This is a genomic window from Winogradskyella sp., from assembly GCF_013213835.1.
Classification (GTDB): Bacteria; Bacteroidota; Bacteroidia; order Flavobacteriales; family Flavobacteriaceae; genus Winogradskyella.
Genome location: NZ_JABSSU010000005.1, coordinates 214456 through 234620, shown reverse-complemented (window position 1 = coordinate 234620; position 20165 = coordinate 214456). Strand labels below are relative to the sequence as shown.

The window sequence follows — 20165 nt, the reverse complement described above, 5'->3', positions numbered from 1 at the left end:
TACCCTTATGCAAACCTTATGTGTAAGGGTTTTTTATACTACTAACTAAATTAATTTTTTATGAGTAATACTACCGAAAACTTTTTCGAGACAAAAGTAATGGGGCATCCAGCCGGTCTGTTTGTTTTATTCTTTACAGAAATGTGGGAGCGTTTTTCATATTATGGAATGCGTGCCATACTTGTTATTTTTCTAATAGGCGGTTTAACTGGTGATAATCCTGGATGGGGATGGGAAAAACCTGCTGCTTTATCTCTTTTAGGAACATATGCTATGTTTGTTTATTTAACACCAATTGTTGGTGGTTGGTTGGCAGACAATAAAATTGGTTATAGGATGGCCGTGGTAATAGGTGCATTACTAATGACTTTAGGTCATGCTTCAATGGCAGTTGAAACTCCAACATTTCTTTATATAGGTATATTTCTATTAGTCTTAGGTAATGGTTTTTTTAAGCCAAACATGACATCGATAATATCAAAAATGTATGAAGGTCATGATGATAAGAAAGACGGTGCATATAATATTTTTTACATGGGAGTGAATGCTGGTGCTTTTCTAGGTATTATGCTTTGTGGTTGGCTTGGAGAAAATGTGGGTTGGAGCTATGGCTTTGGTTTAGCTGGTATTTTTATGTTTTTAGGAATGGTCCAATTTTACTATGCTCAGCCATTATTTGGTACCGTTGGGGATAAACCAAAGAATGAGAAAATTGATCTAATAGATAATCTTGTTGACAATGCGGGTAATGCAAAAGACAATATCTCTGAAAAATTAAATAAATTTTTGCCAGTTGATTATGCATTGATAGCAGTTTTTATAGTCTCTGCACTAATATTTATTATAAATGACCCATTGAGTAAAATTGGTAATATAAATGTTCTCAATTTTACTGTAGCTGGTATGACAGACTCATTATTTTTTGCTTTACTCGCAGCATTAGTTTTTATCGTTATACTTATTGTTCGTATACCTCGTTATGAAAAAGTTGTAAGGGATAGGATGATTGCATTTACTATCTTCTGCATATTCACAATTTTCTTTTGGGCTGCATTTGAACAAGCAGCAGGTTCTTTACCTATTTACACTAAGGACTTTACAGATAGAGTTTTGGAAGGTAATGCGGCATCTATTTTTAAAATAATTGACGCGATTGTAACGATAGTTCCTATTGGAATTATAACTTATGTGTTGATTAGTTTATTTGGAAAAACGTTCAAGCGTATTGGATTCTCGAACATTGTTCTTGCAATAAGTTTTGTTCTTATTTGGGCTCTTGTTATTTACAAACTTTATATAAATTTCAGTGTAGAAGCTAAAGAAGTGGAAATTACTTGGTTTGCCATTCTTAATTCGTTGTTTATAATAGTATTTGCGCCCTTATTTACAAAATGGTGGGATAGTAAATATAATCCACCAGCATCCGTAAAATATGGTTTGGGTTTAATAATAATGGCTATTGGATTTGGGTTGTTGGCTTTTGCAACTAGAAATGTGCCTTTAGGTGCTGAAACGGCTAAATTAAGTATGATTTGGTTGGTATTAGCTTATTTATTTCATACGCTGGGTGAGTTGTGTTTATCGCCTATGGGCTTATCTTATTTAAGTAAACTAGTTCCAGCCAGAATGGTAGCTTTTATGTTTGGTGTTTATTATTTGGCAATTGCCATAGGTAATAAAATGGCTCATTATGTTGGTGGTGATATAGAAAAGATTACCAAAGAAGATGGTCTTTCATATTTCTTTTTGATTTTTACAATTGTTCCGGTAGTCCTTGGGTTAATTTCATTCGCATTACACCCATTGTTAAAACGATTAATGCATGGTGTTAAATAGTGATAACCGTTAAAAAATGATGAAAATGCTCCTGTTTAGGAGCATTTTTTGTAAGTTCGGTATAACATTTGCAACAAATCTATTACTGAAACAAATTCAGCTTAAAATGAAAAAATTTAAAATACTATTAGCCTTTATAGCTTTCGGAACCTTATTCTCTTTTAATAATGTAGACGAAGCAGCAGATAAAAAAATTAATTGGGTATCTATTGATGAAGCCATTGAGCTTCAAAAGAAGGAACCTAAAAAAATTATTATGGATGTCTATACCACTTGGTGTGGGCCTTGTAAAATGTTAGACAAGAATACCTTCCAAAATGCAGATGTCGTTGAGTATGTTAACGAACACTTTTATGCTGTAAAATTCAATGCTGAAGGAAACGAAACAGTGAATTATAAAGATAAAACGTATAAGAATCCAAATTACGATCCTGCTAAAGCAAATAGAAGAAACAGTCCGCACGAGTTTTCTAGAGCTTTAGGTGTTAGAGCTTATCCTTCAATAGTGTTTTTTGATGAGGATGGAAAAGTAATAACGCAACCAATAACTGGTTATAAAAAGCCACAAGGCTTAGAGTTGTACTTAAAGTTGTTTAAAACTGATAAGTATAAAGAAATGACAACTCAGGAAAAATTTAACGAGTATTATCAAAATTTCGAGCCTACTTTTAAGGAATAGGTTTTAATCTAATATAAATGCTCCCTTTTCATTGGTGTAATGGAAAGGGATTTTTTTATTGTCACAAGTCAGTTTCCATCGTTTTACGTAGGATTTGTAATTGCTTGCATCTGCAATTATAAGTTTTGGTTCTTGTTTGTCAATTAACCGATTGAGATTGATTTTAGGTGATTCTCTTAGTAAGATATAATCGGGATTAAAAGAAATGTTCTTGTAAACACCTAAGCTGTCAATTACTAAAATAGTTTTGTCTTTGAATTTATAAATGGACTTTAATTCATCAAAAGAGATAGTATCAATCATTTCACCAACGCTATAGTTTTTAACGGTATTTTCAGTTTTTAGTTTTAAAGCATCGAGGTTATGATGTATTGTAAGTTGATTACTTTGTTTTTGCCCGATAATAGAATGACGACTTTTGTTAAATACAATAAAAGCTTCATGTTTTGAATTGTACTTATTAATGAATAATGTACTCTGAAAGCCAATAATTGCAATGAGGCACGCAATTATCCATTTGTAATTTTTGCCCCTGTTGAGTTGTACTATCGAAACAATAAACCAATAGCTACAAATAACTTGAAGAAACGTAAAAGGAATATCTCTAAACAGAAAGTCTTCAAACTGTGCAATCCAAGCAATAAAATTATTTAAACTTTCAATTATAAAAGTATAGATATGTACTAACCATGATGGTAATAGATGTAAAAGCGAAAGACATATAACTAAGAGTCCTAAACCTAAGATTATTCCTAGAAAAGGAATAATGACCAAATTTGACACGAAAAATAATCCAGGAAATTGATGAAAGTAAAATAAACTAATTGGTAAAACCCCAATTTGGGCAGCAACAGTAACAGTGAAAATTTGCCACAGTTTATCTGTCAATAAAAACCTGGGATTCCCTATTCTGTAAAGTATAGGTTGTATACTCACAATACCCAAAACAGCCAAATAACTTAGCTGAAAACCAACTTCGAATAGAAACATTGGTTTTCCCAATAGAATAAAGAAAGCTGAGATCGCAAGTGTATTGTAAATATTTGTTGGTCGTTTTAAATGCATGGCAAAGCTTATGATACTAAACATTGTTACTGCTCTAGTTACAGAAGGTGATAAGCCTGCTACAATAGCAAAAGCCCATAATAAAGTGATAATAATTAAAGGTCTTAGTATGCGTCCATGTTTTAAGTATAGTAATGGCGAAAAAAGATAATTTAGAATCAATAATATTATACCAACATGAAGGCCAGATACTGCAAGTATATGTATGGTTCCTGAATTGACATAATTGTTATATATGGATTTATCAATAGACTGTCTTTGTCCTAATAATAACGCATTAATAATGCTTAAAACATCATCTTTAAATCCAGCTTGTTTTAGGTTTTGATTAATGTTTTGTCTCAGTGCGTCAGCAAATCCGTAAATGGAAGTTTTTTCTTTTGATAGTAAAAAAGTTTCAGATTTTTTGAGGTATATCTGTTTGTAGATTTGTTTTAATTCTAAATATTCGCTGTAATTAAACTGATGGGGATTTAAAGGTTTTTGAATGCCTTTAAATTCGCTTTTTACCAATAGAACAGCATCTATGGGTAAGTTTGAAGCAATTGAATCTCTTTTGATATTAATCAGAATTCGACCATTGGCAGCCGAGTTATTTATGGATTGAATCCGACCAATATATTTGTCATTATAAAGATCCGGTTTTAGTCGCTCTTCAGTTGTAAATACAATGTCATTAAAGTTGCTTTCAACCTGAAAATTGGTGTAATGGATTGTGTCTAACCTTTCATTTTGAATATTGTAAGCATTAATTCCAAGGCTCGTCATACATGCATAACCTAAAATGGCAAAAAATGTTGAATCAATTATTTTGCCTCTTTGAAAGAACCAATAAACACTTGTTGAGATGATTAGTCCAATAGATAATAGCGTTGAGATGTGAAAATTAAAACGGAAATAACGGCCGAGTATAATGCCTATGACAAGGCAAAGCGTAAGCTTTATGATTGTAAAATTTAATAACTTCATGATAGTCAGTTACTAAATATAGCAAATTCAATTAAAATACAGAAAAAGATTACAAAACTCTACGTGCTTGTACGTAAGCAAAATACCAATAGCGTTCGGCAAGTGATGATATCATAACGCCTTTGCTACTTGAGGCATGAATAAATTCTACATGACCAGTTCTAACATGAGTCACAATACCAACATGGTTAATATTCCTACTATTTTTTTTAGTAGCAAAAAACACTAAATCTCCAACATTAACATCTTTAATATCTATCCAATGGCCTTCACTTTTAAGGTCTCTAGTAGTTCTAGGTAAGTTGATATTATGCTCCTTAAAAGTGGTATACACTAAGCCAGAGCAATCCATACCACGTTTTGTGGTACCACCAAATTTGTAGCGTGTTCCACTAAATTTTTTGGCAGTCTTAACAATGGCCTTTGCCTCTTCTGTTGGTTTTTTGGAAGTAGTAACATTAACTGTTTTAGTTTGTCGTTTAGAAGATGTATAGCGTTTCTTAGACTTACAACTACTTACTAATAATAAGAATAATAGAAGCGGTAGTATCTTTTTCATTTCAATAGAGATGGTTTTTAGTTTTTAGAATTTAAGATATTCTCATAAATTAATTTGGCTGCTTTATCACTAGCTCCTTTACCACCTAGTTTTTCCTCTAATTCATAATAATCCATGAATAGTTTTTCTCGGTTATCAGAATCAAGAATTTTGTTTAGCTCTTGCTTAAGTTTTGTTTTGTTAAGGTCGCCTTGAATCAATTCTGTAACTACTTCTCGGTCCATAATTAAATTTACCAATGAAATATATTTAAGTGTAATAATTCTTTTCGCAATATGATAACTAATGGCATTGGCTTTATAGCAGATTACTTGCGGGACTTTGTATAAGGCAGTTTCAAGAGTTGCTGTTCCAGAAGTCACCAATGCTGCATTAGAAATGCTTAATAAATCGTAGGTTTTATTAGATATAAAACTCACATTGTTTTGTTTTATAAAGCCTTTGTAGAACTCATAATCTTGACTAGGTGCACCGGCAATAACAAATTGATAATCTTTGTAATCATCTACTAAACTTAGCATTACGCCGAGCATTTTGGTGATTTCTTGTTTTCTACTACCTGGCAATAGTGCTATAATGGGTTTAGAACCTAAATGATGTGTGTCTCTAAATTGGTTTTCATCAATTTGTGGTCTATCTGCAATGGCATCAATAAGTGGATGCCCAACAAAATGAACATCATAATTATATGTTTTGTAGAATGCTTTCTCAAACGGAAGAATGCAATACATAGCATCAACATCGCGTTTTATTTTTTCAACTCTGCTTGCTCTAGACGCCCATACTTGAGGTGAAATATGGTAATGTGTTTTATAGTTGTTTTCTTTTGCCCATTTGGCAATTCTTAGGTTAAATCCAGAATTATCAATGAAGATAATCACATCAGGATTGTAACTTTCAATATCTTTTTTACAGAATTTTATATGACCAGATATTTTGCGAAGGTTCATAATAACTTCTGCAAACCCCATAAATTGACGTTCCTTATAATGAATTACCAATTCGCCACCAACAGCTTGCATCAAATCTCCTCCCCAAAATCTGATATTTGCGTTGGTATCTTGCTTCAAAATACCTTTCATTAAATTAGAACCATGTAAATCACCTGAAGCTTCTCCAGCAATAATATAGTACTTCATTTAATCGAAGTGTTTAAAGATTATAAAGTCGAAATTAGTCATTGAGATTCCAAGTGTTTAGTTGCTGAATAGTGTGATGTGCGGTTAAATCGAACTGCACAGGTACAACAGAAACATAGTTGTTCGCTAAAGCCCATTCATCGGTGTCTTCACCATTATCTTCGTTAACAAATTTACCTGCCAACCAATAATATTCTCTTCCCATCGGGTTGGTGCGCTTGTCAAATTCTTCAACCCAATTCGCCCTAGCTTGGCGGCAGATTTTAATGCCTTTAATTTCAGCTTTACTAACATTAGGAAGATTAACGTTTAACACAACACCATCTGGTAATCCGTGTTCTAAAACCTGTTCTGTAATGGTTTTTACATAAGATTTACAATGCTCAAAATTGGCATTCCAATTGTAGTCTAATAAGGAAAAGCCAATTGCAGGTATACCTTCAATACCAGCTTCAAGTGCCGCACTCATGGTTCCGGAATAAATCACATTAATTGAAGAGTTAGAGCCATGGTTTATGCCTGAAACACAGATGTCTGGCTTCTTTTTTAAAATTTCTCTAACTGCAAGTTTCACACAATCTGCAGGTGTACCAGAACAACTGTATTCAGTATCATCACCTTCAATTTTAACTTTGTCTAAATGTAATGTCGCATTAACAGTAATGGCATGACCCATACCGCTTTGTGGGCTATCAGGAGCGACTACAATAACATCTCCGATGGTCTTCATTACAGCTATTAAAGTTCTGATTCCAGGAGCTGTAATTCCGTCATCATTTGTAATTAAAATTAATGGTCGTTTTGACATGTAAATAGTATTGATTCTTAGGTAATGTAAAAGTACTAAAAACCAATGTAACAACTTGTAATTTCTGGTTTAACAAAAATTTAGTGTCGCTATTTTTTATTGGCATGGTTTTTTCTTCTATTTTAGTATAATCTACCATTTTGAAAAATATAAATAAGGACATGAAAGGGAATTATAAGTTTTTGTTGCTTGCACTTTTAATCGCATTTGCTTCGTGCAGTTTTACAAATAAGACGTTTGACAATCCAGATAAAGACAAATTACTCATACAGCTGATTACTTATCTTTTAGATCAAGGTCATTTTGATCCACAAGAATTAAACGATGAGTTTTCGGCTAGTGTTTTCGATGATTATTTAATTCAGTTAGATCCATTAAAGCGCTATTTCTATGCTTCTGATATCGAAGAGTTTCAAGCCTATAAAAATGAGATTGATGATCAGTTACAGTCTTATGACTTAACCTTTTTTAATTTAACACATCAGCGTTTACTTGAGCGCATTGAGGAGTCTAAGAAGTTGTATACTGAGATATTAGAGAAACCATTTGATTATTCAAAAGACGAAACGTTTGTCGCAGATTATGAAGCATTAGACTATGTGAAGAATAAGCGTGAAATGAAAGAACGTTGGAGGCAACAATTAAAATTTTCATCTATCGCGAATTATGATGCTGCTTTAGAAGAAAGGAATTCAGACTTGTCCTCAAATAATCTGCCTGAAAGTGTTTTCAATGAAGACACTGCGACTGAAAAATTGGAAAAGAAGTCAGAAAAAGAGATTGAATCTGAGGCGAGACTAGAAACTAAGCAGTCACTTGATGATTTATATGATTTTATTAAAGATAGAAGAAGAGAAGACTGGTTTGCGGTGTACATGAATGCTATAGTAAATGAATTCGATCCGCATACAGCATATTACGCACCAGAAGATAAAGACCGTTTTGATGTAGCAATTTCTGGGAATTTTGAAGGCATAGGCGCAAGACTTCAAAAGCGAAGAAATGCGATTGTGGTAACAGAATTGATTAGTGGTGGTCCTGCTTGGAGAGCAAATGAATTAGAAGTTGGTGATCATATTCTTAAAGTAAAACAAGAAGATGAAGAAGAGCCAGTAAATGTGGTTGGTATGCGTCTAGACGACGCCATAAAATTCATCAAGGGACCGAAAGGCACTGTGGTGACACTAACGCTCAAAAAAGTTGATGGAACTACACAAGATATAAATATTACAAGAGATGTTGTAGAGATAGAAGAAACTTATGCCAAGTCTTCAACAGTAGATAAAGATGGTAAAACCTTTGGTGTCATTAATCTACCGAAATTTTATATCAATTTCGAAGATTATAACAAGCGAAATGCAGCTTCAGATATCAAAAAAGAAGTCATTCGTTTAAAAGAACAAGGTATGGAAGGTTTGGTTTTAGATCTTAGGAATAATGGAGGAGGATCTTTACAAACTGTAGTAGATATTGTTGGGTTATTTATTGAAGATGGGCCAGTTGTGCAGGTGAAAACAACAGGTGAGCCAAAAGAAGTACTCAAAGATGAAGACAAGTCCATAATTTGGGATGGTCCATTAGTGATTTTAGTAAATGAATTGTCTGCATCTGCATCAGAAATCTTAGCAGCAGCAATGCAAGATTATAAAAGAGGAATTGTTATAGGAAGTAAGCAGACTTATGGTAAAGGGACGGTTCAAATTGTATTTGATTTAAATCGAATGGTGCGTAACAATTCTAATGGTGATATGGGAGCATTACGTTTTACAACTCAAAAGTTTTACAGAATTAATGGTGGTTCTACACAACTTGAAGGTGTAAAGAGCGACGTCGTAGTTCCAGATCGTTACAGTTATATTGATATAGGTGAGAAAGACCAAGAAAATCCGTTGCCTTGGGATAAAATTGATGCTGTTGATTATGAATATTGGGATAAGTATTTTGATTACGAGGCTACAATAGAAAAAAGTAAAGCCCGTATGGCTGCTAATGATCAATTGAAATTGATAGATGAAAATGCACAATGGGTAAAGCGAATGAGAGATAGAGAAGTGTTCTCATTAAATTATGACGATTATAAAAAAGAAATGGAAGTTAATGAAGAAGAAGCTAGACGTTTTGAAAAGCTTTCAGAATATAAAACAGACCTTACATTTAAATCCTTACCATACGAAGTGCAACTGATGGAAAAAGATTCTATCTTAAAAGAAAAGAGAAGAAGATGGCATGTTAATTTATCTAAGGATGTGTATATTGAAGAAGCCTTAAATGTACTTCAAGACTTAAAAATGACATACTCTATTAAAGGGAAAATGGCAGGAGTAAAGGAGTAATTTTTATAATTAAAATGTATATTGGTACGCTTAACAATACTCTAATAAGATACCTTTGAAAAATAATTCACTTACAGCTTTAGCGCTTCAAAAGTTTAAAAAAAACTTTTGGGGCGTTTTTAGTTTTGTAGCTATTGTTTGTATTGGTTTAGTTTCAATTTTTGCTTATGTGTTTGCGCCAGACGCTTCTAAAAACGCTAACCAGATGCATCTCTCCATTCATTCTAAGTCTCCTGGTTTTGAAGTAGGGATGCTAACGATTCCTTCAGGTATATCGTCTGATCAAAATGTGTTTTCTAAACTATTCTTTGGCAAGGATAATACAGATACAGAAATTCCTATTCAATCCTATAGAATCAAGGATAATGTATTGAGTTATGTTGAATATGCATCAGATGGATTAAAAGGTGTTGAAAAAGAATTGAGTATAGATGCTTTAGGTGGTGGCAAGTTTGAAGATTACATCGAAACGCGGACATTTACCTTTGGAACAGATAAATACGGAAGAGACTATTTAAGCCGTGTATTAATTGGTTCTCGTATATCTTTTTTTATTGGTTTTGTAGCTGTGCTTATTTCACTTTTGGTAGGATTATTAATGGGAAGTATAGCGGGTTATTATGGTAGAAAGATAGATGCCTTTATTATGTGGATTATTAATATTACATGGTCTATTCCAACACTTTTATTGGTTATTGCAATTACTTTGGCTTTAGGTAAAGGATTTTGGCAAGTCTTTATTGCTGTCGGTTTAACCATGTGGGTTGAAGTGGCAAGAGTTGTAAGAGGTCAAATTATAAGTGCAAAAGAAATGCAATATGTAACCGCTGCAAGAGCATTAGGTTATAATGATTATAGAATAATTACTAAGCATATCTTACCAAATATATTTGGTCCTCTAATCGTAATTTCAGCGGCGAACTTTGCTGCAGCAATTTTAATTGAGAGTGGTTTATGCTTCTTGGGTATTGGCGCACAACCTCCAATGGCAAGTTGGGGAGCTATGATAAAAGATCACTACAATTATATTATCCTAGGTAAGCCGTATTTAGCAATTATACCAGGATTATGTATCATGTTCTTGGTAATGGCATTTATGTTGATTGGTAATGCCTTAAGAGATGCGCTAGACGTTAAAACTTAATTATAAGTCTGAACTTAAATTTGCGATTTCCTCGTTAGTAGCTTCAATAAAATCGAGCACATCATCTTGACCTATTTTTTTGCTCGAAGAGGTAATGAAGTATGGTGGTAATTCTTCCCAAGTTTCAAGTAAAACATTGCAATAATCATCAACATGTTTTTCAATAGCCTTAGGTTTTAGTTTATCTGCTTTAGTAAAAATGATTCCAAACGGAATACCATTTTCACCTAAATACATCATAAAATCTAAATCAATAGGTTGAGGTTGGTGTCTAATATCAACGAGAACAAAAGCAGAAACCAATTGTTTACGTTGTTCAAAATAGTTAGTAATAAATTTTTGAAATGTCTTTTTAGACGTTTTAGAAACACGAGCATAACCGTAACCTGGTAAATCGACTAAAAACCAATTGTTATTGATGATAAAATGATTAATCAGTTGTGTTTTTCCTGGCTTTCCGGAAGTCTTCGCTAAACTCTTTCGGTTAGTCAACATATTAATAAGAGAAGACTTACCAACGTTACTGCGACCTATAAAAGCGTATTCTGGAATAGTATTCTTAGGGCATTTTGCCACATCAGAATTACTCATTACAAATTCAGCCGATTTTATTTTCATATCATTTCCCACGAAAGTGGGAATCTTTTTTAGTTAAACGTATAATAAAGTATTATTTGGTCTTATTGACTTCGTAAGAATCTTAAAATTGACGTTTCTCGAGCCAAGAATTCAAAATTGTATTAAATTCTTCAGGATGCTCCATCATTGCAGCATGGCCACATTTGTCTATCCAAAATAAGTCGGAATCTGGTAACAACTCATGGAATTCCTCAGCAACTTCTGGTGGTGTTACATTATCATTCTTGCCCCAAATGATACAAGTTGGTGTTTCCATTTTAGGTAAATCTTTAGCCATGTTATGACGAATCGCGCTTTTGGCAATAGCTAAAGTTTTAACTAGTTTATTTCTGTCGTTAACAGTCTCGTAAACTTCATCTACGATTTCTTTAGTAGCTACCTCAGGATCGTAAAATACATCTTGAGCTTTCTTCTTAATCACTTCGTAGTCACTTCTTTTAGTGTAACCACTTCCCATGGCACTCTCATAAAGTCCTGAGCTTCCCGTTATTATTAAGCCTTTTACCTTTTCTGGATAAAGTTTAGTGTGGTAAAGTCCAATATGGCCACCAAGTGAATTTCCTAATAGTAAAACTTCATCAAAATCTTTAAATTCAATAAAATCCTTAAGGTAGTTGGCAAAACTCTTCACATTGGTTTTTAGAAGAGACATAGTGTAAATAGGTAACTCAGGTATCACAACTTTATAGCCATTACTACCAAAAAAATTGGTGACTGCATCGAAGTTACTTAATCCACCCATTAAGCCATGCAACACTATGATTGGTGTGCCTTCTCCTACTTCAATATACCTATAATCCTTTTCTTCTTTTAAAAGGTGTGTCATCTATGGAATTAGTGCTTAATGTTAAAAACAAAAGTACATGATTTTTTTTATTTATAAATCTCAATACATATAAATGAAAAAAATATTTGAACTCACGAATTGATTCCTCGAGTAAAACTAGTTTTTATAACCTCTAAATTAAAATTTTGTTTGCTTCGAGCATATAAGGTTAAATCTTTTTTAAATCAAGTCGGATCATATAGTTTCATTTTTTTCTTTTTTCTTCAGAAGACATCACTCTGTTAATAATTACCACTACAATTAACACTTCGTAAAAGCAGTAAAATATAGTGGTTGAGATATGTTGGGTTCTTGTGACTTTAAAACTTATCAACAAAAGTGGGAGTTAGTGGTAAAATGTGGTAATTTTTTCAATATCTTTGGATTTAAATCGTTTAGCTACTAAAACCACTCCATTGAATTCATTTATAGGAACATATGAATGTAAAGCTGATTCTAAAGGAAGATTGATGATTCCTGCAGCGTTAAAAAAGCAGTTGTCAGCTGCTTTGCAGAATGGTTTTGTTTTAAAACGAGCAGTATTTCAGCCTTGTCTAGAGTTATATCCCATGGAAGAATGGAATGTTTTAATGACTAAGGTGAATAAGCTCAATCGCTTCAAGAAGAAAAACAACGATTTTATTAGACGTTTTACGGCTGGTGTGAAGGTGGTTGAAGTAGATAATGCGGGTAGATTGTTGATTCCAAAAGATTTAATGGGCTTTTCTGGTATAAGCAAAGAGGTTGTTTTGGCTTCCGCGGTCAATATTATTGAAATATGGGATAAAGACAGGTATGAGCAGGCAATTGATGATGCGGCTTTAGACTTTGCCGATTTGGCTGAAGAGGTAATGGGACAAGACGAAGATGATGGATTATCATAATGCAGTGCTGCTTAAGGAAACCGTAGATGGTTTAAATATAAAGCCAGATGGTGTTTATGTAGATGTAACATTCGGCGGTGGAGGTCATAGCAGAGAGATTTTGTCTAGACTTGGTGAGCAAGGTAAATTGTTTGCTTTTGATCAAGATAAAGATGCTTTAGCTAACAAAATAGATGATAGTCGTTTTGTGCTCATCAATGAGAATTTCAGATATATAAAAAGGTTCTTAAGATTCTATGGTGTTAAGGAAGTTGACGGCGTTTTAGCTGATTTTGGTGTGTCTTCTCATCAGTTTGATGTTGCTGAGCGCGGATTTTCAACACGTTTTGATGCGAGGTTAGATATGAGAATGAATCAAGATGATAAACTTTCTGCCTTTGAGGTAATTAATGAATATGAAGAGGAGCAGTTACGCTCGGTGCTATTGCAGTATGGAGAATTAAGGCAAGCGCCTGCCATGGCGAGAGTTATAGTTTCGGAACGTAAAATAGCGCCTATTGAGACGGGTCAACAATTGAAATTGGTTTTAAAGCGTTTTTTAAATCATAAGCGTGAAAATAAAGTTTTAGCTCAGATTTATCAGGCGATAAGAATTGAAGTGAATCAAGAAATTGAAGTATTAAAAGAGTTGTTACAGCAGATGCCAGAGGTTCTTAAAGTAGGTGGTAGACTCAGTTTTATTTCATATCACTCATTAGAAGATAGGTTAGTAAAACGATTTATAAGAAACGGATTGTTTGAAGGTGAACCAGAGCGCGATATGTTCGGAAATTTTGAGGTACCGTTAAGAAAAGTAGGAGGCTTGATTGTGCCAACCGAAGCTGAAATAAAAGATAATAATAGAGCGAGAAGCGCAAAGTTGAGAATTGCTGAAAAAATATGAAGAAAAGCATCTACAGCATATTAAGAGGGAAGTTTCTAATCAGTGATGATTCGTTTAAAAATTGGCGTATCATCATTTTTGTTTCGTTTCTGGCGATTATAATGATTGCAAGTTCTCATAAGGCTGATGAAAAAGTGCATGAAATCGCGCGTTTAACCAATGAAGTTAAAGAATTAAGATCTGCTTTTGTGGATGGTCGTTCAAAGTTGATGCGTCTGAAGATGGAATCCACAATAATAAATAAAGTGGCAGAAAAGGAAATATATATTTCTGAAGTGCCGCCAACGAAAATCAGAATTAAAACACAGGAAAAATAGAGCTTGGCAACAACCGAAACTAACATATTAAACAGATTGTACTTTGTGGCAGGTTGCATGTTTGTCTTTGTGCTTGCAGTGGTTTTTAAACTGTGTAGTATTCAGTTTGTGCAAGGTGATCAGTATCGCGAGTTAGCAGAGAAACGTACTGTTAGGGATTTTGATATTGAACCCAATCGTGGGAATGTATATTCTGCAGACGGAAGTTTATTAGCAACTTCAATTCCTAAATATGATATTAGGATTGATGCTATACAGGCAAAAAAAGCAACTTTTGAAAAACACCTTGATGCCTTGGCTGATTCATTGTCTCTGTATAAAGGCAAGCCTAAATCTTACTATAAAAATATATTAAGGAAAGCACGTAAAAACAGAAATAGATACTTCTTATTAGCCAGAAATATCAGCTATTCTGACTATTTAAGAATGCGCAGTTTTCCATTGTTAAATCTTGGTGCTATTAAAGGTGGTTTGATTGTGGAGCAAACCACAAGACGCGAACATCCAATGGGAGAAATAGCGGCTAGGTCTATTGGTTACGAGCGCATTGATGAAAATAATTATGCGACAAGAGTAGGTATTGATGGTGCGTTCGGTGAAAAATACTTGCAAGGCAAAAAAGGAAAGCGTCTAAAGCAGAAAATAGGTAATGGACAATGGAAGCCTATTGCAGATTTTGATCAGGTTGAACCACAAGATGGTTATGATGTGTACACTACAATAGATGTTAATGTTCAAGATATTGCACACCATTCCTTGTTAGGTCAGCTAGAGAAATATGAGGCTGAGCATGGTTGTGTAGTTGTTATGGATGTTAGAACTGGTGAAATTAGAGCAATTTCTAATCTTGCAAGAACTTCAAAAGAAACATATTACGAAAAGTTAAACTATGCTGTTGGTGAAAGTCATGAGCCTGGTTCTACGTTTAAAGTCATGGCCATAATGGCCGCATTAGAGGATAAGGTAATAGACACGTCTACAGTAGTTGATACTAAGAAAGGAACGAAATATTTTTATGGAAGAACTATTAGTGATTCCCATCGTGGTGGTTATGGTAAAATTTCTGCAGCTAGAGCTTTAGAAGTATCCTCAAATATTGGTTTAGCTACCATTGTTGATGATCATTATTCCAAGAAACCTGAAAAGTTTTTAGATCGCTTAAGTAAATGGAGATTAGACCAACCGCTAGGTGTTTCTATAATAGGTGAAGGAAAGCCAGATATTCCTAGGCCAGGTGCCGTAAACTGGAGTAGAAACGCACTACCATCAATGGCTTATGGCTATAACTTAACAATGACGCCTTTGCAAACCTTGGCTTTTTATAATGCAATTGCTAATGATGGTGAGTTGATAAAGCCTCGATTTATAAGGTCAGTGAAGTCCTTTGACAAGGATATTGAGGTGTTTGAGAAGGAAGTGTTAGTGGATAAGATTTGTTCGGATGAGACTTTAGGTGAAGTAAAGGATATGCTGAAGAATATTGTGATTCGTGGTACAGGTCAGCGTATGTATTCAGAAACATTTTCAATGGCTGGTAAAACCGGGACTGCCAGAACGGATTATGCTAACTATGAAGAATGGAAAGAAGATAAAAAATACATTTCATCATTTGCAGGTTACTTTCCGGCAGATAACCCTAAATATTCTTGTATTGTAGTAATTCATAAGCCAAGTACAAAAGTTGGGTATTATGGTGCTGATGTTTCTGGACCAGTTTTTAAAAGAATAGCACAAAAGATTTATACAGATACACCTGTAATTGATGAGGTTGAAGGTCTCGTTTTTGATAATAATAATGTCGATGCAGATTATGATGCTTATTTTGATTATGCAAATAAGTACAAAGAGTTAATGCCGAGTGTCGTTGGTATGCCAGCTATGGATGCTATTGCGCTGTTAGAAAATTTACAAGTAGATGTTAGGGTGAAACTTAAAGGTAGTGGAACCGTAAAATCTCAATCTATAAGTAAGCATCAAAAATTGAAAGCTAACCAAACAATTGTCTTAGAAGCCTCATGAAAGTATTAAAGGACATATTGTATAAGGTGACTATAAATGCTGTCGTTGGTAGTACGAGTATATTCATAAAGAAAATTGAGTTTGACTCTCGTAAGGTAACTCAAGAAGATGTATTTGTTGCTATAACTGGTGCTGTCTCAAATGGACATGATTTTATAGAGAAAGCTATAGAAAAAGGGGCAAACACCATTGTTTGTGAAACACTTCCTGAAAATTTACAAGAAGGAGTAACCTATGTAGAAGTAGCGAATTCTAATGAGGCGCTAGCTTTTATGGCTGCAAATTACTATGAGCATCCATCACAAAATTTGAGATTGGTAGGTGTTACGGGTACTAATGGTAAAACAACCGTAACAAGCTTGTTATATGAATTGTTTAAAAACGCAGGTTACAAAGTTGGCTTGTTGTCTACAGTGAAAATTATGGTTGGTGAAACTGAATATAAAGCGACGCACACTACACCAGATTCATTGAGTATAAACTACTACCTAAAATTAATGAATGATGAAGGAGTTGAGTTTTGTTTTATGGAAGCGAGCTCACATGGTATTCATCAAAGTAGAATAGAAGGCTTAAAGTTTGAAGGTGGAATTTTCACTAATCTATCGCACGATCATTTAGATTATCACAGTTCGTTTGCGGAATATCGAGATGTTAAAAAATCGTTTTTTGATGTATTACCAAAAGAGGCATTTGTATTATCAAATATTGATGACAAGAATGGTTTAGTAATGCTTCAGAATACCCAGGCAAGAAAGTACACCTATGCCTTGAAGAACTATGCAGACTATAGAGCACAGATTTTAGAAAATGAATTTAGTGGCTTGCTATTAAAGGTAAATGACAATGAATTATGGACAAGGTTAATTGGGAGTTTCAATGCTTATAATATTCTTGCTATTTATGGTGCTGCTGAGCTTTTAGGACTAGAAAAAGAAGAAATTTTAAGACTTATTAGTGAGCTTGAAAATGTTTCAGGTCGTTTCCAATATCTCATTTCAGAAAATAAAATAACTGCGATTGTAGATTATGCGCATACACCAGATGCGTTAAAGAATGTACTTCAAACTATAAATAATATCCGTACTAATAATGAGCAATTGATAACTGTCGTGGGTTGTGGTGGTGATAGAGATAAAACTAAGCGGCCAAAGATGGCGCATATTGCTTCAGCACTAAGTACGAAGGTGATTTTTACAAGTGACAATCCACGAAGTGAAAATCCTGAAACTATTATTCAGGAAATGGAAGAAGGTGTTGAGCCTCAAAATTTCAAAAAGACCTTGTCCATAACAGATAGAAAGCAGGCTATAAAAACAGCGTGTCAAATGGCAGAGTCTAAAGACATTATTCTTATTGCAGGTAAGGGACACGAAACATATCAAGAAATTAATGGTGAGCGTTTCGATTTTGATGACTATAAAACCGTAAATGAACTTTTAAAACAATTACAGAAGTAGATGTTATATTACTTATTTGAATATCTCGAACAACAATTTCAGTTTCCTGGGGCTTCGCTATTTGGGTTCTTAACCTTTAGAGCCGCTCTAGCAATAATTTTGTCTTTGTTGATATCAACGATTTATGGTAAACGTATCATTGAATTCTTAAGAAGAAAACAGGTTGGGGAAACTATTAGAGATCTTGGTTTAGAAGGACAAGCTCAAAAAGCTGGGACACCGACCATGGGAGGAATCATTATTATACTAGCAACATTGATCCCGGTGTTGTTGATTGCTAAGCTAGAAAACATCTATATTATTCTGTTGATTATTACAACACTCTGGATGGGAGTGATTGGGTTTTTAGACGATTATATTAAAAAGTTTAAAAACGATAAAGAAGGTCTAAAAGGAAGATTTAAGGTTTTGGGCCAAGTTGGTTTAGGACTTATTGTTGGGTTAACCTTGTATTTTCATGGAGATGTTACCATCAAAGAAGAATTGCCTTTACAAGTGCAACAAGAATTACTTGCAGAAAACTCTAATATTCCTGAAGCAAAATTATTTGATGAAGCAAAGAAGTCTACCAAGACCACCATTCCATTTGTAAAAAATAACGAGTTTGATTATTCAGATCTCATTACATGGATTAGTCCAGAATTAGAAAAATATGCTTGGATCATTTTTGTTTTGCTCACCATAGTCATTGTTACAGCGGTCTCTAATGGGGCCAATTTAACAGATGGAATCGATGGTTTAGCTGCAGGAACTTCAGCAGTTGTAGTACTTACCTTAGGTATTTTTGCCTGGGTTTCGGGTAATATCATCTTCTCAAAGTATCTCAACATCATGTACATACCACAAGTAGAAGAAATCACCATCTATATCGCAGCTTTTGTCGGTGCTCTTGTTGGGTTCCTGTGGTATAATGCATATCCGGCTTCGGTTTTTATGGGAGATACTGGAAGTTTAACTATTGGAGGAATCATTGCTGTAATTGGTATAGCTGTAAGAAAGGAATGGTTGATTCCATTATTATGTGGCATCTTTTTAGCTGAAAATTTATCTGTGATGATGCAGGTGAGTTATTTCAAATACACCAAGAAAAAGTATGGTGAAGGTCGGAGAATTTTTAAGATGTCTCCGTTGCATCATCATTATCAAAAATCAGGATATCATGAAAGTAAAATTGTAACACGATTTTGGATTGTTAGTATACTGCTAGCCATCCTTTCTATTGTGACATTGAAGATTAGATAATGAAAAGATTAGTCATATTGGGAGGAGGAGTAAGTGGAGTTGGTACCGCACTTTTAGCAAAGGAAAAAGGATATGATGTGTTTGTCTCCGATAAGGGAAAAATTAAAGAAAATTATAGAGACGTTCTTTTAAATAATGAGATTGAATTTGAAGATGAGCAGCATACAGAATTAAACATTCTGAATGCAGATCTCATCATGAAAAGTCCTGGGATTCCAGATAAAGTGGCTTTGATCCAAAAAATAAGAACTGCGGGAATTACAATAGTTTCTGAAATTGAGTTTGCTTCAAATTATACAGATGCCACTTTGGTGGCTATAACTGGTAGTAATGGTAAAACCACAACAGCAACGTTAACGCATCACTTGTTAAAGCAAGAATTAAATGTGGGTTTAGCTGGTAATATTGGTGACAGTTTTGCAAAACAAATTCTAGAAGAAAACCATGAAAATTATGTGCTTGAGGTAAGTAGTTTTCAATTGGATGACATCAGTAGCTTTCAGCCGAAAATTGCAGTACTAACCAATATTACACCAGATCATTTAGATCGATATGATTATAAGTTTGAGAATTACATCATTTCAAAATTTAGGATTGTTGAGAATCAATCTAACGAGGATTATTTCATATATGATGCAGATGATGAAGTGATTTCAAACTGGCTTCAAAACAATTCAATTCAATCCAAAAAATTACCTTTTTCAATAACTCAAGTTGTGGAAGAAGGCGCTTATTTAGATAACAATAACATAATAATAACGATAGATAATAATAAAATAATTATGCCAACAGCAAACTTAAGATTACAAGGCAAACATAACGTGAAAAATGCCATGGCTGCCTCTACAGTGGCACATTTGCTTAAAATAAGAAAGCAGACGATTAGAGAGAGTTTAGAAAATTTTCAAGGCGTAGAGCACCGCTTAGAACATGTATTGAAAATTAATAAAGTGCAATACATTAATGACTCTAAAGCAACCAATGTTAATGCAACTTATTTTGCATTAGAAAGCATGGATGCGCCAACAGTTTGGATTGTTGGAGGAGTAGATAAAGGTAATGACTATACTGAGCTATATCCTTTTATTAATGAAAAGGTTAAAGCCATTATATGCCTTGGTGTTGATAATGCCAAGTTGCTCGATGCCTTCGGAAATATGGTTGATATAATCGTAGAAACGCAATATATAGAGGAAGCTGTAAAGATTGCATATAAGGTGGCCGAAGCAGGTGATAACGTGTTATTGTCTCCGGCATGTGCAAGTTGCGACTTGTTTGAAAACTATGAAGATAGAGGTCGTCAATTTAAAAATGCTGTTCGAAATCTGTAATTAAATATGGAGGCTGAGGTTCTTGAAGCTTC

At 34.0% G+C, this 20165-nt stretch carries 17 protein-coding genes; 11 read left to right on the top strand and 6 right to left on the bottom strand.

Translation table 11 applies throughout. The annotated features are described in order from the left end of the window. The first annotated feature begins 60 nt into the window (after positions 1-60). Positions 61-1836, top strand: a complete 1776-nt coding sequence (locus HRU50_RS09530; protein ID WP_296350592.1) for a peptide MFS transporter — start codon at positions 61-63, stop codon at positions 1834-1836. A gap of 106 nt (positions 1837-1942) precedes the next feature. Continuing rightward, a complete protein-coding gene (locus HRU50_RS09525; RefSeq protein ID WP_296350590.1) occupies positions 1943-2515 on the top strand; it encodes a thioredoxin fold domain-containing protein in 573 nt (190 codons plus the stop codon). Positions 2516-2518: 3 nt separating this feature from the next. Here HRU50_RS09525 and HRU50_RS09520 read toward each other — a convergent pair whose 3' ends face one another. The 4 genes from HRU50_RS09520 to surE are packed head-to-tail and all read right to left on the bottom strand — an operon-like array spanning position 2519 to position 7055. Beyond that, positions 2519-4549 carry a ComEC/Rec2 family competence protein gene (locus HRU50_RS09520; protein WP_296350588.1) on the bottom strand — a complete coding sequence of 677 codons (2031 nt, stop codon included), beginning with the start codon at positions 4547-4549 and terminating at the stop codon, positions 2519-2521. 49 nt (positions 4550-4598) lie between these two features. Continuing rightward, positions 4599-5108 carry a C40 family peptidase gene (locus HRU50_RS09515; protein WP_296350585.1) on the bottom strand — a complete coding sequence of 170 codons (510 nt, stop codon included), beginning with the start codon at positions 5106-5108 and terminating at the stop codon, positions 4599-4601. Positions 5109-5125: 17 nt separating this feature from the next. Further along, positions 5126-6247, bottom strand: coding sequence for a lipid-A-disaccharide synthase (gene lpxB, locus HRU50_RS09510; RefSeq protein ID WP_296350584.1), 1122 nt, complete (start codon positions 6245-6247; stop codon positions 5126-5128). A 34-nt stretch (positions 6248-6281) separates the two neighbouring features. Continuing rightward, entirely contained in the window at positions 6282-7055 is a 774-nt protein-coding gene (gene surE, locus HRU50_RS09505) for a 5'/3'-nucleotidase SurE (protein WP_296350582.1), read from the bottom strand. A gap of 161 nt (positions 7056-7216) precedes the next feature. Between surE and HRU50_RS09500 the strand changes: the two genes are divergently transcribed. Continuing rightward, complete coding sequence (locus HRU50_RS09500) at positions 7217-9388, top strand: carboxy terminal-processing peptidase (RefSeq protein ID WP_296350888.1); 2172 nt, start codon at positions 7217-7219, stop codon at positions 9386-9388. Between the two features lie 49 nt (positions 9389-9437). Further along, positions 9438-10532 carry an ABC transporter permease gene (locus tag HRU50_RS09495; protein ID WP_296350887.1) on the top strand — a complete coding sequence of 365 codons (1095 nt, stop codon included), beginning with the start codon at positions 9438-9440 and terminating at the stop codon, positions 10530-10532. Here the strand turns inward: HRU50_RS09495 and yihA are convergent, their stop codons facing one another. Continuing rightward, positions 10533-11150, bottom strand: a complete 618-nt coding sequence (gene yihA, locus HRU50_RS09490; RefSeq protein WP_296350580.1) for a ribosome biogenesis GTP-binding protein YihA/YsxC — start codon at positions 11148-11150, stop codon at positions 10533-10535. Between the two features lie 82 nt (positions 11151-11232). Beyond that, complete coding sequence (locus tag HRU50_RS09485) at positions 11233-11997, bottom strand: alpha/beta hydrolase (protein ID WP_296350578.1); 765 nt, start codon at positions 11995-11997, stop codon at positions 11233-11235. A 416-nt stretch (positions 11998-12413) separates the two neighbouring features. Between HRU50_RS09485 and mraZ the strand changes: the two genes are divergently transcribed. From mraZ to murD, 7 genes are read left to right on the top strand one after another with little or no spacing between them, the layout of a single operon-like run. Further along, positions 12414-12881 (top strand): division/cell wall cluster transcriptional repressor MraZ, encoded by a 468-nt coding sequence (gene mraZ, locus HRU50_RS09480; protein WP_296350576.1) that lies wholly within the window; start codon positions 12414-12416, stop codon positions 12879-12881. Continuing rightward, positions 12868-13764: a 16S rRNA (cytosine(1402)-N(4))-methyltransferase RsmH gene (rsmH, locus tag HRU50_RS09475; RefSeq protein ID WP_296350885.1), complete on the top strand. Its 897-nt coding sequence runs from the start codon at positions 12868-12870 to the stop codon at positions 13762-13764. The genes mraZ and rsmH overlap by 14 nt, the downstream gene beginning before the upstream one ends. Then, the gene (locus HRU50_RS09470) at positions 13761-14081 is read left to right on the top strand and encodes an FtsL-like putative cell division protein (protein ID WP_296350574.1); all 321 of its coding nucleotides are present in this window, start codon (positions 13761-13763) and stop codon (positions 14079-14081) included. Before rsmH ends, HRU50_RS09470 begins: the two co-directional genes overlap by 4 nt. Positions 14082-14138: 57 nt before the next feature. Beyond that, positions 14139-16100 carry a penicillin-binding protein gene (locus HRU50_RS09465; RefSeq protein WP_296350883.1) on the top strand — a complete coding sequence of 654 codons (1962 nt, stop codon included), beginning with the start codon at positions 14139-14141 and terminating at the stop codon, positions 16098-16100. Beyond that, entirely contained in the window at positions 16097-17560 is a 1464-nt protein-coding gene (locus tag HRU50_RS09460; protein ID WP_296350571.1) for a UDP-N-acetylmuramoyl-L-alanyl-D-glutamate--2,6-diaminopimelate ligase, read from the top strand. Before HRU50_RS09465 ends, HRU50_RS09460 begins: the two co-directional genes overlap by 4 nt. Further along, positions 17561-18802 carry a phospho-N-acetylmuramoyl-pentapeptide-transferase gene (mraY, locus tag HRU50_RS09455; protein ID WP_296350569.1) on the top strand — a complete coding sequence of 414 codons (1242 nt, stop codon included), beginning with the start codon at positions 17561-17563 and terminating at the stop codon, positions 18800-18802. Further along, on the top strand, positions 18802-20133 hold the full coding sequence (gene murD, locus HRU50_RS09450; protein WP_296350567.1) for a UDP-N-acetylmuramoyl-L-alanine--D-glutamate ligase: 1332 nt from the start codon (positions 18802-18804) through the stop codon (positions 20131-20133). Before mraY ends, murD begins: the two co-directional genes overlap by 1 nt. Positions 20134-20165 lie beyond the last annotated feature (32 nt).